This window comes from Streptomyces sp. NPDC059398, assembly GCF_042751845.1.
GTDB lineage: Bacteria > Actinomycetota > Actinomycetes > Streptomycetales > Streptomycetaceae > Streptomyces.
Genome location: NZ_JBHYWP010000048.1, coordinates 1 through 15,515, shown reverse-complemented (window position 1 = coordinate 15,515; position 15,515 = coordinate 1). Strand labels below are relative to the sequence as shown.

12 protein-coding genes are annotated in these 15,515 nt (G+C 70.2%); 1 reads left to right on the top strand and 11 read right to left on the bottom strand.

Going from position 1 to position 15,515, the window contains the following annotated elements; genetic code table 11:
* Positions 1–57 precede the first annotated feature (57 nt).
* From ACFXBC_RS18535 to ACFXBC_RS18520, 4 genes are all read right to left on the bottom strand, one after another.
* Positions 58–1,341, bottom strand: a complete 1,284-nt coding sequence (locus tag ACFXBC_RS18535) for a glutamate-5-semialdehyde dehydrogenase (protein ID WP_385024893.1) — start codon at positions 1,339–1,341, stop codon at positions 58–60.
* Between the two features lie 83 nt (positions 1,342–1,424).
* On the bottom strand, positions 1,425–1,913 hold the full coding sequence (locus ACFXBC_RS18530) for a hypothetical protein (RefSeq protein WP_385024890.1): 489 nt from the start codon (positions 1,911–1,913) through the stop codon (positions 1,425–1,427).
* 155 nt (positions 1,914–2,068) lie between these two features.
* Complete coding sequence (gene proB, locus ACFXBC_RS18525; RefSeq protein WP_385024887.1) at positions 2,069–3,208, bottom strand: glutamate 5-kinase; 1,140 nt, start codon at positions 3,206–3,208, stop codon at positions 2,069–2,071.
* Between the two features lie 15 nt (positions 3,209–3,223).
* Positions 3,224–4,435 carry a glycosyltransferase family 2 protein gene (locus ACFXBC_RS18520; protein WP_385024883.1) on the bottom strand — a complete coding sequence of 404 codons (1,212 nt, stop codon included), beginning with the start codon at positions 4,433–4,435 and terminating at the stop codon, positions 3,224–3,226.
* A gap of 456 nt (positions 4,436–4,891) precedes the next feature.
* Between ACFXBC_RS18520 and rfbC the strand changes: the two genes are divergently transcribed.
* Positions 4,892–5,485, top strand: coding sequence for a dTDP-4-dehydrorhamnose 3,5-epimerase (rfbC, locus tag ACFXBC_RS18515; protein ID WP_385024880.1), 594 nt, complete (start codon positions 4,892–4,894; stop codon positions 5,483–5,485).
* A gap of 167 nt (positions 5,486–5,652) precedes the next feature.
* Here the strand turns inward: rfbC and ACFXBC_RS18510 are convergent, their stop codons facing one another.
* The 7 genes from ACFXBC_RS18510 to ACFXBC_RS18480 all read right to left on the bottom strand — a co-directional run bounded on the left by ACFXBC_RS18510 (position 5,653) and on the right by ACFXBC_RS18480 (position 15,160).
* Entirely contained in the window at positions 5,653–6,447 is a 795-nt protein-coding gene (locus ACFXBC_RS18510) for a class I SAM-dependent methyltransferase (RefSeq protein ID WP_385024877.1), read from the bottom strand.
* 207 nt (positions 6,448–6,654) lie between these two features.
* Positions 6,655–7,539, bottom strand: a complete 885-nt coding sequence (gene rfbD / locus ACFXBC_RS18505; RefSeq protein ID WP_385024874.1) for a dTDP-4-dehydrorhamnose reductase — start codon at positions 7,537–7,539, stop codon at positions 6,655–6,657.
* Between the two features lie 88 nt (positions 7,540–7,627).
* Complete coding sequence (locus ACFXBC_RS18500) at positions 7,628–9,037, bottom strand: FG-GAP-like repeat-containing protein (protein ID WP_385024871.1); 1,410 nt, start codon at positions 9,035–9,037, stop codon at positions 7,628–7,630.
* Between the two features lie 111 nt (positions 9,038–9,148).
* On the bottom strand, positions 9,149–10,138 hold the full coding sequence (gene rfbB, locus ACFXBC_RS18495) for a dTDP-glucose 4,6-dehydratase (protein ID WP_385024868.1): 990 nt from the start codon (positions 10,136–10,138) through the stop codon (positions 9,149–9,151).
* Positions 10,135–11,202: a glucose-1-phosphate thymidylyltransferase gene (locus ACFXBC_RS18490; RefSeq protein WP_385024865.1), complete on the bottom strand. Its 1,068-nt coding sequence runs from the start codon at positions 11,200–11,202 to the stop codon at positions 10,135–10,137. Before ACFXBC_RS18490 ends, rfbB begins: the two co-directional genes overlap by 4 nt.
* A gap of 150 nt (positions 11,203–11,352) precedes the next feature.
* Positions 11,353–13,455 (bottom strand): hypothetical protein, encoded by a 2,103-nt coding sequence (locus tag ACFXBC_RS18485; RefSeq protein WP_385024862.1) that lies wholly within the window; start codon positions 13,453–13,455, stop codon positions 11,353–11,355.
* 199 nt (positions 13,456–13,654) lie between these two features.
* A complete protein-coding gene (locus ACFXBC_RS18480; protein WP_385024859.1) occupies positions 13,655–15,160 on the bottom strand; it encodes an SDR family NAD(P)-dependent oxidoreductase in 1,506 nt (501 codons plus the stop codon).
* Positions 15,161–15,515 lie beyond the last annotated feature (355 nt).

Genomic DNA, 15,515 nt, shown 5'->3' with positions numbered 1-15,515 from the left:
AGTAGACCCGGTGGGGCGATTTGGGCAGGGAGAGTGCGAAGCCGACCGGTCAGGGGGTTACCGAGTGTGACCGTCTCCTGTCACGATGTACTTGGTCGAGGTCAGCTCGGGCAGCCCCATCGGGCCCCGGGCGTGCAGCTTCTGTGTGGAGATGCCGATCTCGGCGCCGAATCCGAACTGGCTGCCGTCGGTGAATCGGGTGGACGCGTTCACAGCGACCGTCGTGGAATCGACCAGCTGGGTGAAGCGGCGGGCCGCGGCCTGCGATGTGGTGACGATCGCCTCGGTGTGGCCGGATGTCCACAGCCTGATGTGCGCGACGGCGGCGTCCAGCGAGTCGACGACGGCTGCCGCGATGTCGTACGAGAGGTACTCGGCCTCCCAGTCGTCGGCGGTCGCCTCCACGACCGTGGCCTTCGTACCGGCGGCGTACCCGAGCACCCGCTCGTCGCCGTGCACGGTCACGCCCGCCTCCGCGAGCGCGTCGAGTGCCTTCGGCAGGAAGGCGTCCGCGATGTCCCGGTGGACCAGGAGGGTCTCGGCCGCGTTGCAGACGGAGGGCCGCTGCGCCTTGGAGTTGACGAGGATGGCGACGGCCATGTCGATATCGGCCTGGGCGTCCACGTACACATGGCAGTTGCCGGTGCCGGTCTCGATGACCGGCACGGTGGACTGCTCGACGACCGTGCGGATCAGGGACGCACCGCCGCGCGGGATCAGCACGTCGACCATGCCGCGGGCGCGCATCAGCTCCCGCACGGACTCGCGGGACTCGCCCGGCACCAGCTGGACGGCGTCGGCCGGCAGCCCGGAGCCGCCGACCGCGTCGCGCAGCACCCGGACGAGCGCGGTGTTGGAGGCGTACGCGGAGGCCGAGCCGCGCAGCAGTACCGCGTTGCCCGACTTCAGGCAGAGCGCGGCGGCGTCCACGGTCACATTGGGCCTGGCCTCGTAGATGATCCCGACGACGCCGAGCGGCACCCGCACCTGGCGCAGGTCGATGCCGTTGGGCAGCGTCGAGCCGCGTACGACCTCGCCGACCGGGTCGGGCAGGGCCGCGACGTCCCGTACGTCACCGGCGATGGCGCGGATGCGCTCGGGGGTGAGGGTGAGGCGGTCGATGACCGTCTCGGCCGCGCCGTCGGCCCTGGCCCTCGCGACATCCTCGGCGTTGGCCTCGACGATCTCGGACGTACGCACCTCAAGCGCGTCGGCGATCGCCAGCAGCGCGTCGTCCTTGGCCGCACGCGGCAGCGGCGCGAGGTCGGCCGCGGCGGCGCGGGACCGGTAGGCGGCCTGGATGACCGGGGACTGGTCGGAGAGCGGGGAGAGCGAGGTCATGCCCGCAGACTAATGGGCGGTCTGCGGGCGTCCGTCCGTCATCCCACGCTCCGAGACGGCGGAGGCCGTCATAAGGGATGCAGTCAGAAGGGATGCACCCCCACGGGCGCCGCGGGCGGCGGGCCGTACCCCTCGGCGATCCGCAGGTGGTAGGTCTCCCGGTCGATGACCTCCAGACCCACGATCTCCCACGGCGGCAGCCGGGACGTGGAACGGTGCTCGCCCCAGAGGCGCAGGGCCACGGCTGCGGCGTCGTGCAGGTCCCGTGCCTCCTCCCAGTAACGGATCTCCGCGTGGTCGTCGGCGTACCGGCTGGTCAGCAGGAAGGGGTGGTCGTGGGCGAGCTGTTCGAGACCGCGTCTGACCTCCTTGATCGGGGCGGGGCGGCCCGAGACGCTCAGGGTGATGTGCCAGAGCTTCGACAGGGCGGGGTTCTCGCCGGGCCGCTGCGGGCGCTGTTCTCCGTCCGCGTCCCCTTCCGGACGTTCGTCGAAGCCGGCCCCCGCGCCGACACTCGTCAGGGTCCGCTCCCCGGTTCCTCGGGGCGGCGCCCCGGGGCGGGCTCGTCTCACCGGCGGCCTCCTGTGTGCGTTGCGGCGTCTGTCCCGCGGCGAGGGGCCGGGGCAGCGGTCGGGAGGGGGCTCCCGGACAAAGTTGACCAGCCCGGCGCCCGGCGCGTGACGGTTTTCAGGAAGGTCCCTGCTGAAAGGCTGGTCTTTCAGCCGTTTCAGGGGGCCATGACAACGAGATCGTCCCTGTGTACGACTTCACGTTCGTAGGCCGGGCCGAGTTCACGGGCCAGATCTCGGGTGGAGCGGCCGAGGAGCTGCGGGAGTTCCTTGGCGTCGAAGTTGACCAGACCGCGGGCGACGGTGCGGCCCGCCGTGTCCCGCAGCTCCACCGGGTCGCCGGCGCTGAACTCGCCCTCGACCGCGGCGATTCCGGCGGGCAGCAGCGAGGAGTTCCGCTCCACCACCGCCCGTACGGCTCCGTCGTCCAGGGTGAGCGCGCCCCGGGGCGTCGACGCGTGCTGGAGCCAGAGCAGCCGGTCGGCCGAGCGGCGGCCGGTGCGGTGGAAGTACGTGCCGGTGTCCCGGCCCGCGAGGGCGTCGGCGGCCCGGGAGGCCGAGGTCAGCACGACCGGCACGGAGGCCGCTGCGGCGATCCGGGCCGCCTCGACCTTGGTGACCATGCCGCCGGTGCCGACGCCCGCCTTTCCCGCCGAGCCGATGGAGACGTGTGCGATGTCCTCGGGGCCCGCCACCTCCGCGATCCGGTGGGTGCCGGGCTTCGCGGGGTCGCCGTCGTACAGGCCGTCGACGTCCGAGAGCAGGACGAGCAGATCGGCCCGTACGAGATGGGCCACGAGGGCGGCCAGCCGGTCGTTGTCCCCGAAGCGGATCTCGTCCGTGGCGACGGTGTCGTTCTCGTTGACGACCGGCAGTGCGCCCATGGCGAGGAGCTGGTCCAGGGTCCGGTAGGCGTTGCGGTAGTGGGCCCGGCGGCTGGTGTCGTCGGAGGTCAGCAGCACCTGGCCGACCCGGACGCCGTAGCGCGCGAAGGAGGCGGTGTACCGGGCGACCAGCAGCCCCTGGCCGACGCTGGCGGCGGCCTGCTGCCTGGCCAGGTCCTTGGGGCGGCGGGCCAGTCCCAGCGGGGCGAGCCCGGCGGCGATGGCGCCGCTGGAGACCAGCACGATCTCCTTCTCGCCACCGCTCCTGACCTTCGCCAGTACGTCGACGAGGGCGTCCACCCGGTCCGCGTCGAGGCCGCCGGCCGCGGTCGTGAGGGAGGAGGATCCGACCTTCACGACGATCCTGCGTGCGTCCGCTACGAGTTGCCTTGCCTCTTGCCTTGCCTCTGTCACACGACCGAATCTATGTCAGCCCTGTCCGCCCGCGCGCGGGTATTCCACGCGCTGGACAGGGCGGGCCGAGGCCCACTTGCGCAGCCTGCGGATCCGGGTGCGGCCGGCCGCGGGCAGCCGCCGCCAGACCGGCGGGCAGGGCATGGCGTAGACGTAGTCGGGGATCCCGGCCAAGGGGTCCCTGAAGTACGGAAGGGCGAGGTGGTACGTGCCGTTGAGGCCCCGGCCGACCCGCTCGGGCTGCTTGTTCTTCTTGAGCTGGTTGAGCGCGCCGATGAGGAGGTCCGTCCGGCCGAGCGCGACGCAGTGCAGCCGCAGCCTCTCGGCCGGCTTGAGTCTCCCGGCCACGCCCGGGTTCCAGTACTCGGCCATCAGCGGCGCCGCGAGCTCCATCCGCTTCTGCTGGACCTCGGCCGTCTGCTTGAGGAAGCCGGGGCCGAACTGCGGGAGCAGCGTGACCACGAAGGGGCGCACCATGAGCTTGTCGCGCTTCACACCCGGCGGGAGGCAGCGGCCGACCAGCCCCATCAGGGCCCGCGCCGAGTCGAAGCGCAGCACGTAACTGCCGCTCTTCGTCACATGCTTGCCGTCGTCGCGCCCCACCAGGTAGTAGCAGGTGTAGTCGGAGATGACGGAAACCCCGTCACCGCGCAGATACGTCTCCAGCGTGAAGAGCGCGTCCTCGCCCGTCTTGAGGCTCTCGTCGAAGGTGAGCGCGAGGCGTTCGAGCAGGGAGCGCCGGAAGAGCTTCTGGGCGCTCAGGGTGAACTTGATCTGTGAGTCGAAGACGTCCGCGCGCTCGACGGTCTCCCTCCACATGGACTTGGGGGCGCCGCGGTTGACGCCGACGACCTTCCCCAGTACCACGTCCGTACCCGCGCGGTCGCCCATCGCGACCATGCGCTCCAGCGCCTCCTCGCCGAAGTAGTCGTCGGCGTCGAGGAAGAAGACATACCGCCCGCGAGCGAGCCCGAGCCCGACGTTGCGCGGTCCGCTGGGGCCTCCGGAGTTCTTCTGCCGGACGACTGTCGTACGTATCGCGGACCTGGCCGCGAACTCCTCAAGGTACTCCCCCGTGCCGTCCGTCGATCCGTCGTCCACGGCGACGATCTCGATCCGCTCGGCGCCCAGGGTCTGAGCCTCCACGGACTCCAGGCACTTGACGAGGTACGGCATCGCTTCATAGGCCCCGACGACCACGGTCACATCGGGCTCACTGGTGCTCATCACAACAGTGAGATGGCCGAGGACGGCATTTAGTTGCCTCACAGGCCGTACTTATATCCGCCCACTTCAAACAAGGTGCGGTCATATCACACCCGCCGGCGGGACCGGCACCCGGCCTTGGTTTCGAAATTTCCCATTCCTTCCACGGCGGGGCCAGCCGGCCGGAGCCGCGGCGCACTCGATAGGATCACCGCCCGGCGGACGGCTCTCCGGCAGGAAGCGGCACAGCGGGAAGCGGTACGGCACGAAGCGGCACCGCGCGGTCGCACGCAGTACGGAGCGGCGCGGAGCAGCACGGCACCGTACGGAGCCACGCCGGGAGAGACGGTCGAGAGGGACCGGTGAGAGGCGGGCAGCGCATTGCGGGCCCGCGGGAATTCCCCCGTCCAGCCCCTGTGGAAATCCCACAGATTCCAGATGTCCCGACAGCGGAAATGCAGACAAGGACGTGATCTGATGCGGCAGCTCGCCATCGAGGGAGCCTGGGTGCATGAGCCGAAGGTCTTCCCGGACAGCCGCGGCGGTTTCCACGAATGGTTCAGGGAGTCCGATCTGTCCGAGGCGGCCGGTCACAGCCTGCGGCTCGCCCAGGCCAACTGCTCGGTCTCCCGCAGGGGCACGCTCCGCGGAATTCACTTCGCCGATGTGCCGCCGAGCCAGGCCAAGTACGTCAAGTGCGTACGCGGCGCCGTGCTCGACGTCGTCGTGGACATCCGGGTCGGCTCACCCACGTACCGGAAGTGGGAGGCCGTCCGGCTCGACGACGTGGACCACCGCTCCGTCTATCTCTCCGAAGGGCTCGGCCACGCCTTCCTCGCGCTGACCGACGACGCCACCGTGATCTACCTCTGCTCCGCGGGATACGCCCCGCAGCGCGAGCACGGCATCCATCCGCTCGACCCGGAGCTGGCCGTCGAGTGGCCGGCGGACGTCACGCCGCTGCTCTCCGAGAAGGACGCGGCGGCGCCGACGCTCGCCGAGGCCGAGGCCCAGGGGCTGTTGCCCTCGTACGCGGACTGTGTCGCGTACACCGAGGAACTGCGGGACTGACCGCGGCGGCCCGGACGGGACGGTGAACGACGGGACGGTGAACGACGGGACGGTGAACGACTGGACGGTGAACGCCGCGTCTCCTCCGGGGGGCGGCGTTCGCGGTTCGGGGGCACTGCGATCACCGTGCGGCGCGGGGCGCGGCATCCACCGTCGGGGCGGGGCGGTCAGCCCGTGACGCGTTCGATCTGCCGACGCAGACCGGTGAAGGCCGAGCGCGGGCGGTTGAGGTTGCGGGCACGGATCAGCGCGGGCCAGAAGCCGGCGCCGAGCAGCGCCTCGGGGGCCACCGCGCGCTTGCGGCCCAGCACCTCCGCGGGGACGTCCTGCGGGTCCTCGGTGACGTACTTAGCGAGGATCGCGTCGTAGTTCTGCTTCAGTACGGTGCTCGAAGGGTCGGCGCCGAAGACGGCGACCACCCCGGTCGGCTTGGTGTCCACCTCGACCACCAGCAGGTCCGGGCGGAACCTGCGCAGCACTTCGGCGACCTTGTAGACATCGCCCGTCCACGCCCCGGTGTGCCGGTCGCGGGCCGCCTCGTCGATGTTGCGCGGCAGCATGTCGTCCAGGACGATCACGCTGTTCCAGCGGGCGTGCTTCTCGACGTTCATGAAGTCGCGCAGGGCGAACTCGAAGAGGTGCATGCCGTCGATGAAGGAGAATTCGAGCCGGGGTTCGGCGCCCAGCAGGCCCAGCGGGTCCCGGCGGGCGAGGGCCCGGAAGGGGTTGCGCCCGGTCCGCAGGTGCAGCAGCGGGTCCTTCCTGGCGAAGAACGCGTCACTCGTCTGCTTGACCAGATGCACATCGCAGCTGATCGACGTCACGACCTTGAACGCCGGGTCGACGGCGATCGAAGGCACCCGGGAAAGCGCCAGACTGCGACCGTCATTGACCCCGATCTCCAGATAGGTGCGGGGACGGTATGTGCGGTGGATGCCGCGCAGGAATTCATGACGGTTCACTGGGGAGCGCCCTTCGTCGAAATAACGACTGGTCCGATCCCCGGCGAAGCTACATCATCGGGGCGGGCCGTGAAAGGTCGGTGCTCGATTTAAACATCCATTAAATAGAGGGACTCCAGGTCACCGGAAACATCTGGTCCCCGGAAACATCGGAACAGGGTGACAGAACATTTACCGAATCGCCGCACACAGCCCCGTTCCGGCAGCTCAGGAGCGTTCGGCGGCGACCAGGGCCGGGAACGCGTCGGCCAGCGCGAGCCGCCAGTCGCGGAGCGGTTCGATGCCCGCCGCAGCCCAGCGGTCGTGCCCGAGCACGCTGTACGCGGGGCGGGGCGCGGGCCGCACGAACGCCTCGCTGGTCGTGGGCCGCACCCGCGCCGGGTCGGCCGCCAGCAGCCGGAAGATCTCCCGGGCGAGCCCGAACCAGGTCGTCGCACCGCCGCTGGTGCCGTGGTAGACACCGGCGGGCGCGGTACCGGCGAGGGCGCCCGCGCCGAGCCGCACCAGCAGATCCGCCAGATCGGCGGTCCAGGTGGGCTGGCCGCGCTGGTCGTCCACGACGTCCAGGGTGTCCTTGACGCCTTCGAGGCGGACCATCGTCCGGACGAAGTTGCCGCCGCCCGCTCCGTACAGCCAGGCCGTACGGACCACGTATCCGCGTTCGGGCAGCACGTTCAGCACGGCCCGCTCCCCGGCCAGCTTGGTCCGGCCGTACGCGCTGCGCGGGGCGACCGGGGCGTCCTCGGCGTACGGCTCGGTGCCCTCACCGGCGAACACGTAGTCCGTGGAGATCTGGAGCAGTACGGCGCCGCTCTCCCGGCACGCCTCGGCCAGCACCCGGGGGCCCGTGCCATTGACGGCGAGCGCCTGGTCCTCCTTGGCCTCGGCGTCGTCCACGGCGGTCCAGGCCGCGCAGTTCACGACGACCGCAGGGCGGTGCTCCGCCAGCGCGCCACGGACGGCCGCCGGGTCGGTGATGTCGAGCGCCGCACGGTCCAGGCCGACCGCCGGGGTGTCCTCGTCCGCCAGCCGCGCGAGGAGGTCCCAGGCGAGCATGCCGCCCGCCCCGGTGACCAGCCAACTGCCGCTCATGTTCCACCTGTTCTCTGCGTCGGTCGCGTCCGGCGGAGCCCGTCGGGGTCCGGCAGGGTCCGCCACGGTCCGACGGACGCGGCCGACGCTACCCGAGGTGCTGTCCGAACGCGGCCTTGGCCGCCGGTGCCCCGGCGCCGACCGGTCCGGCCACCGCGGCGGCGTCGGTCACCAGCCCTTCGGGGCGGCCCCGCAGCACCCAGACCGCACCGTTCCCGCCGTCCTCGTTCACCGCGGCGGACGCCAGATCGGCGTAGCCGTTGCCATTGATGTCGAGCAGCCGGACCGCGCTGCTGAACCGGTCGTCCGCCTCGGCCGTGCCAGGAACGCCCGCGGTGTCCTGGCTGAACGCCTGCGCGCCCCGGCCGGTCGGCCCGGCGGCGCTGCCGGGCAGCAGGGTCACATAGCCGGCGTCCCGGGTGGTGCCCAGATCCTCGTAGGGGGCGCCGACCGCGATGTCGTCGATACCGTCGCCGTTCACGTCCCCGGCCGACAGCGCGGCGCCGAAACCGTCGCCCGGCTCGGCGCTGCCCGGGACCCCCGGGGTGTCCTGCGTGAGGGTGGTCCACTCCCGCTCGGGGCTGAGGCCGGTGGGCGCGCCGTAGGCGACCGTCACCTCTCCGGCGTCGCCGCCGGTGTTCCCGAGGACCAGGTCGCCGCGGCCGTCGCCGTTGACATCGCCGATGGTCACGGCCGCGTGCGCGTCCGCCGCGGCCTTCACGGGGGTGCCGCGGTCGCCCGGCCCGGCGGCGCCGCTGAGGAAGAGCGCGGTGCCGAAGCCGCCGTCCCCGGTGTACTCGGTGAACGCGAGGTCGTCGCGCCCGTCGCCGTTCACATCGCCGGACGCGGCCGCGTACAGGTCGTGGTACTGCTCCCCGGTGAAGTGCGAGCTGGACGCCGGGGCTCCGGCCCGGCTGACCGGGCCGTTCCAGACCAGCCCGTCGGAGCCGGTCGGGTCGTCGCCCGCCGGGACGCCGGTACGGAGCGCCATCAGGTCGGGGTGGCCGTCGCCGTTGTAGTCGCCGGTCTGCACCAGGTTGCCGTGGCCGGGGACCGCGGTGCCGCCGGGCAGGCCGTCCGGGCCGCCCCAGACGATGACCGCGTCGGCGGCGAGCGGCCCGCCGACGGCCAGGTCGGTGTAGCCGTCGCCGTCCAGGTCGGCCGCCGCGGTGCCGGCGCCGAAGCCCTGCCCGGCGGCCGGGTCGCCCGGGACACCGGGGGTGGCCCGGCTGACGGTGAGGTGGGAGGCGGCCGATACACCGTGCGCAGAGCCGTAGAGGACAGTGACGTACCCGGCCTTCGCCCGGCCGCCGACCGTGCCGCCCGGGGCGCCGACCACCAGATCCTGGTAACCGTCACCGTTGAAGTCCTGGTGTGGAGCCGTGGCGGCCGGGGCAGCGGCCACCGCGGCGGGAGGACCGGTCAGGCCGGCGACGGCGAGCGCCGCGGCGAGCCCGGGTGCGGTCAGGAGTACGGAGCGGAGACGGGGTGCGTGCATCGCGAGCGGCCTTCCGACGGCTTGGGTTGCTCACGATGACCGGCGGGGGCTGCAGTTGGTTGTACGCCGGTTGGGTGCGGCGGCGGCCGGCCGGCCGCCGGTGAGGGCGCGTCAGACGAGCGCCGCACGCTCCTTCAGCGGCTCCCACCAGGCGCGGTTGTCGCGGTACCACCGCACGGTCTCCGCGAGCCCGTCGGCGAACTCCCGGCGGGGCTCGTACCCCAGCTCCGTGCGGATCTTGGCGCAGTCCACCGAGTACCGCCGGTCGTGGCCCTTGCGGTCGGCGACGTACTCGACGCTGGTCTCCCAGTCGGCCCCGCATGCCTTCAGCAGCAGCCCGGTGAGCTCCTTGTTGGAGAGCTCGGTGCCGCCGCCGATGTTGTACACCTCGCCCGCCCGGCCCTTCGTACGGACCAGCTCGATGCCCTGCACATGGTCGTCGATGTGCAGCCAGTCGCGGACGTTGCCGCCGTCACCGTAGAGCGGGACGGACTTGCCGTCCAGCAGGTTGGTGATGAAGAGCGGGATGACCTTCTCCGGGAAGTGGTGGTGCCCGTAGTTGTTGGAGCAGCGGGTCACCCGTACGTCCAGACCGTGGGTGCGGTGGTAGGAGAGCGCGATCAGATCGCTGGACGCCTTGGCCGACGAGTACGGCGAGTTGGGTTCGAGCGGGTGGGTCTCGGGCCAGGAGCCCTCGTCGATCGAGCCGTACACCTCGTCGGTGGAGATGTGCACGAAGGTGCCGATACCGGCCCGGTGCGCCGCGTCGACCAGGGTGTGGGTGCCGACCACATTGGTCCGTACGAATTCGGCGCCGCCGTCGATGGACCGGTCCACATGGGACTCGGCGGCGAAGTGCACCACCTGGTCGTGGTCCGCCATCACCCTGTCCACCAGCGCGGGATCGCAGATGTCCCCCTGCACGAAGGAGAATCCGGGGTGCTCCCTGACCTCGTCGAGGTTGGCCGGGTTGCCCGCGTAGGTGAGCTTGTCGAGCACGGTGACCGTGACATCGCCGGGGCCCTGCGGGCCGAGGAGCGTACGGACGTAGTGCGAGCCGATGAAGCCGGCGCCGCCGGTCACCAGAATCCTGTTCGTCATGAAGAGATCTGCACCTTGCTGTGGTCGCCGAGGACAAGTCGGTGGGCTGCCGGGCTGCGGGGAGAGGGCGTCACCTCGACGCCCCGGCCGATCAGCGAGGCCGCGATCCTGCGGACCCCGGTGATCGAGGAACCGCGCAGGACGATGGAGTACTCGATCTCGCTGTCCTCGATCCGGCACCCCTCGGAGACCGAGGTGTACGGACCGACATACGCGTCCCTGATCACCGTGGACGCGCCGATGATCGCGGGCCCCACGATACGGCTGCGGACGACCTGGGCGCCCTTCTCGATCATGACCCGCCCGATGATCTCGCTGGCCTCGTCGGCCGTGCCCTCCTCGCAGGGGTCGACGGTCTCCAGGACCGCGCGGTTGACCTCCAGCATGTCGGTGACGTTGCCGGTGTCCTTCCAGTAACCGGAGATCGTCGTGGAGTGCACGTCCTTGCGCTGGTCGATCAGCCACTGGATGGCGTGGGTGATCTCCAGCTCGCCGCGCCGGGACGGGCCGATGGAGCGGACGGCCTCGTGCACGGCCGGGGTGAAGAGATAGACGCCGACGAGTGCGAGATCGCTCTTGGGGACCTCCGGCTTCTCCTCAAGCCCGACGACGCGGCCTTCGCCGTCCAGCTCGGCCACACCGAACGCTGTCGGGTCGGGGACCTTGGTGAGCAGGATCTGGGCGTCGGGGCGCTCGGCGCGGAAGCCGTCGACCAGACCCGTGATCCCCCCGACGATGAAGTTGTCCCCGAGGTACATCACGAAGTCGTCGTCGCCGAGGAAATCACGCGAGATGAGGACGGCGTGGGCCAGACCGCGCGGTGCCTCCTGCGGGATGTAGGTGACCTTGATCCCGAAGCGGGATCCGTCCCCGACTGCCTCGCGGATCTCCTCTGCCGTGTCGCCCACGACGATGCCGACATCGGTGATGCCCGCGTCGGCGATGGCTTCGAGTCCGTAGAACAGCACCGGCTTGTTGGCCACCGGTACGAGCTGTTTGGCCGAGGTGTGAGTGATGGGGCGCAGGCGCGTGCCCGCACCGCCGGAAAGGACGAGAGCCTTCACGTGATGGTCCCTTGCGAGAAGTCGGTCTGGCTTGATCCGTCCTGTGAGATTTTATCCATTGTTGCGTTGCGGAACCGTAAGGAGAACGTCGTACGGCCGTCCGCGCGGGGTGCGCGAACGGCCGTACGAAGGGTTCTGGCCAGAGACCTGTCAGTCGCCCACGGCCGAGTCGACGCGGGTGGCGCCCGAGTCGTTCAGACCGGGAGCGCCCTCCGGTTCGGTCCCGGCCATGCGCTGGGCCACGGCCGCGTTGCGCGCGTCGGCCTTGGCCGTGAGCGCCCGTACCGCGGCGTTGAACTGCTCCATCGAGGTCGGCTCGTCGGGGCCGAGGAGGTACTCCTTCAGCTCCCGCCTGTCGTCGGCCAGCGGGTCGGTGGACGAGTCGGTGATCGCCGCGAGCAGCTGGTCGATCTCCTTGGCCTTGTTGGAGAGGATCACCGCAGCACGTACGGCGGTGTTCTGCCTCTTGAATTCCTCGGCGCCCAGTTCGGCCGAGTCGGTGACGGCGTAGGGCTTTCCGCTCGCGATGAAGTCGGAGACGACGCTGGAGATGTCCGAGACCATGCCGTCCGACTCGTTGAAGCAGTCGTAGAGATGCGGCTCGCCTCCGGTGATCACCCGGTGCTCCCAGTAGCCGAAGCTCCGCCAGTAGGCGCGGTTCCACTCGGCGCGCAGGGCGGCGGTCTCGTCCTCGCGCTCCGGGTCGGCCAGCGAGACCCGGGACTCCTCGGACTCGTCGGCGCCCGTCCGGCCGCGTTCGGCCAGCTCGGCGAGGGCGGCCCCGATGCGGGCCAGCTCGGCCTCGGCCCTGGCCCGGTCGGCCGCGCCTGCCGCCGCCTGCTCGCTCCAGCGGGGCTCGGCGGCGCGGTCGGCCGCCGCCTTCTCGACCATGGCCGTGATCCGCAGGTGCGCCGCCTTGGCCTGCGCACTGCGGGTGCCGGTGAAGGGGTGCGGCTTGTAGAGCACCCGGACCGGCTGCTCGGCGGCGAGCAGCCGCTTGACGATGTTCTCGCCGGCCAGCAGCAGCGAGGTGTTGCCCGGGTTGTCGTCCCAGCCCTCCCAGGTGGGGGCGTACAGCACCGTCGGGACGGGCTGCTTCGGGGTGCCGGTCCAGCTCTCGATGGGGGCCAGCTGGGGGCGCCCCACCTCGACGATGTCCTCGTCGCGCACCCCGACGTCGGCCAGCGCGTAACGGTCGCGGCCGGCCCGGCCCGCGGTCCACACCTCGTCGTAGGCCTTGCTGTACGGGTTGACGCTGGCGAGCTTGTCGCTGTCGCCGTGCCCGATGAAGACGTGCTTGATGGTCGGGACGCGGAGCATGTGGATGTTCTTGCCGACGTTCGCCGCGTACAGCGCGACGCGCACGGTGGAGAGGTCCATGTTCATCAGGTGCACACCGCCGGGCACGCAGATCACGGGCACCGATGTGGACGCGAGCTGCGACACGATGGCGCGCTCACGCAGGATGATCAGCGGGCGCCCCTCGGTCTGGGCCATGGTCTCCAGCCACATGTTCACCTGGTAGGCGGAGTCCCTGGAGCCCGAGAAGTAGAGGACGACGCTCGGCCGGTACTGGCGCAGCCAGCCGTCGAGCCCCGCGAGCACCGTGGCGGCCGACGGGACCCGGCGGCCCTTCAGGATGAACGGCACGAGGACGGCGATGTAGAGGATGCCGAGGGCCAGCGTGATCAGGATGCCGAGGTAGCCGTAGTCGTCGGTGCCGGTCTTGGCGGCGATCAGCAGGCCGGTCATCGCGAAGGCGTCCAGGTGGAGCATCTTCTCGGCGGCCCGGTTCAGCAGCCGGCGCGGCGGAGGCCCGGGGATCGGGATGGCGCCGAGGTCGACATTGCGGGTGACCACCGGCATGACGCGGCGGAGCCGGATGAGAGTGGTCAGCGTGCCGTGCGCGGCCTGCAGACCGTAGAAGAGCAGGAAACACGCGACGGCGGCGTAGTAGACCCTCTGCTCGGCGAGCTGAAGGCGGGCGAGCAGCAGAATAAGCAGCAGTTCGCGCAGGAGGAAGCGGATCGACAGGCCGGCGCGGACCTTGGCCAGGCGGTTGATGAGGTAGCTGCGGCGCTGGTGCAGGAACCAGTCGGACACATAGGTCACAAAGGTGGCAGCGGCGAAGAACCAGATATTGGGGATCAGCGCTGCGATCATCACGCACGGGTAGCTGAGCCCCATGAAGGCTGCGGCGATCAGCTCGGACCGGCTGCCTACGCGCGCCAGCCGAATGGCGGTCGAAATCACGAAGAACCTGCTCCAGGGGGTGCCGGTTTATTCTGGGGGTTTCTGCGGTTATTGATTCGATGGACGGGATCCGGGGATTTCACCGGATGCCTTATTTGGGGAAATTGTGAAGGCGGGACCTCACGCATTCGGGCCTCTGCGATTCGCGCGACGCGATCACAGAGGCCCGAAAAGAAACGTCTAGTTTACCAGCGAAGTATTACACATCTTCCTGACGATCCAGCACGGAGGCCAGCGCCTGCTCGAACCCGGACGCCTCCGCGCTGGCGTCGCGCGTCGGGTCCTGCTGGCGTACGTCGATGACATGGCCGGTCAGCTCGGAGAGCAGCACGTCGAGCGAGGTGCGCGCGACAGCCTCCGACGAGAGCAGGCTGCCCTCGGGCTCCTGGCCGAACGCCTTGGTGCGCATCGGGGTCGCCGTACGCTCCGGGTTGACACAGTTGACCCGGACACCGTCGCCGGCCCACTCGTCCGAGAGCGCCTGGGTGAGATTCACCATGGCCGCCTTGGTGGAGGAGTACAGGCTGTACTCGGCGCGACCGCGGGTGTAGCTGCTGGAGGTGTAGAGCAGCAGCTGCCCCTTGGTCTCCGCCAGGTACTTGTACGAAGCGCGCGCGATCTGCACCGGCGCCAGGTAGTTGACGTTCAGCGCTTCCTGGATGGTCGTGTTGTCCGTCTCGGCCAGCTTGCCGATGCGCAGCACGCCCGCGGTGTTGATCACGTAGTCGATCCGGCCGGTCTCCGAGTACGCCTTGGAGAGCGCGTCGTCGACATGCTCCGGGTTCTCGACGTGGGTACCGGTGGTGGAGCGGCCCAGCGCGTACACCTTCGCGCCGTAGGACTCGGCGATGGCGGCGATGTCCGCGCCGATGCCGTACGAACCGCCGAAGACCACCAGGGTCTTGCCGGTCAGCAGCTCGCGGTAGGCGGCCTCGTCGGCCTGGCGCGGGGCGGCGGTGGAGGCCAGCTGGAACAGCTTGTCGGTGATGAAGACATCGACGGGCTGGGTGACCTTCATGTTGTACTCGTCACCCGCGACGACGTAGATCGGCACGTCCGGCAGGTACTTGAGCACGACCGAGCAGTCGTCGGTGGCCTGGAAGTTCGGGTCGCCCTTGGCGACGTCGTACGCCCTGCGGATGGTGGAGAGCTTGAAGGCCTGCGGGGTCTGCCCGCGGCGCAGCCGGGAGCGGTCCGGGACCTCGGTGATGAACTCGCCGTCCTCACCGTGCGTACGGGTCACGATGATCGTGTCCGCGGACGGGATGGCGACGTCGACGGCCTGGTAGCGGTCCAGGGCGTCCACACAGTCCTTGATCACGCGCTGCGAGAGCAGCGGGCGCACGGCGTCGTGGAAGAGGACGTTGCGGTCCTCACCCTCGGCCAGCCCCTCACCGAGGGCCGCGATGGCGCGCTCGGTGGTCTCGTTACGGGTGGAACCGCCCTCGATGATCCGGGTGACCTTGGTGAGACCGGACTTGGCGACGATCTTCTCGATGTCCGGTACGTATCCCGGGGCCATCAGCACGATGATGTCGTCGATGGAGTCGGCCTGCTGGAAGATCGTCAGGGTGTGCTCGATGACAGCCTTCCCGGCGATCTTCAGCAGTTGCTTGGGGATCGACAGACCCACGCGCTGGCCGGTACCACCGGCGAGAACGACTGCTGTAGTCCGGGGCTTGGTTGCTTTGTGCTGCACAGACACAGACGACCTACCTTGCGATGACGAGGGAACGGTGTGATGGTCGCACTCTCCGTGACCGTCTCGCAAGGTGGACGCCAAGCCTCCACAACCCTTGCGATACCGCCTGTTCACCCTAAGGGCAGGAGGGTGACTTGGATCCCCCCAGCCACTGTGAGTGACCGACACCACAGGTTGCGAGGGTAACTCATGCCCGGCCGTCCGCCATGGCGAGGGCCGGTTCACAGTCCGGAGCGGGGTACGGCAGCGCCCCGGCCGTCCCCAACGGGGCGCCGTGGAAGCCGAGTCGGCCGCCGTCAACCCGCACCGCGCACATCGCGGCTGGCGCGCGGAGAAACGAGCACGGGCGCGGGAACGC

Coding starts and splice junctions, on each gene's coding strand:
- ACFXBC_RS18500 (WP_385024871.1), bottom strand. CDS start 9,037: ATGCACGCACCCCGTCTCCGCTCCGTACTCCTGACCGCACCCGGGCTC.
- ACFXBC_RS18520 (WP_385024883.1), bottom strand. CDS start 4,435: ATGAGCACCAGTGAGCCCGATGTGACCGTGGTCGTCGGGGCCTATGAA.
- rfbC (WP_385024880.1), top strand. CDS start 4,892: ATGCGGCAGCTCGCCATCGAGGGAGCCTGGGTGCATGAGCCGAAGGTC.
- rfbB (WP_385024868.1), bottom strand. CDS start 10,138: ATGACGAACAGGATTCTGGTGACCGGCGGCGCCGGCTTCATCGGCTCG.
- rfbD (WP_385024874.1), bottom strand. CDS start 7,539: ATGAGCGGCAGTTGGCTGGTCACCGGGGCGGGCGGCATGCTCGCCTGG.
- ACFXBC_RS18535 (WP_385024893.1), bottom strand. CDS start 1,341: ATGACCTCGCTCTCCCCGCTCTCCGACCAGTCCCCGGTCATCCAGGCC.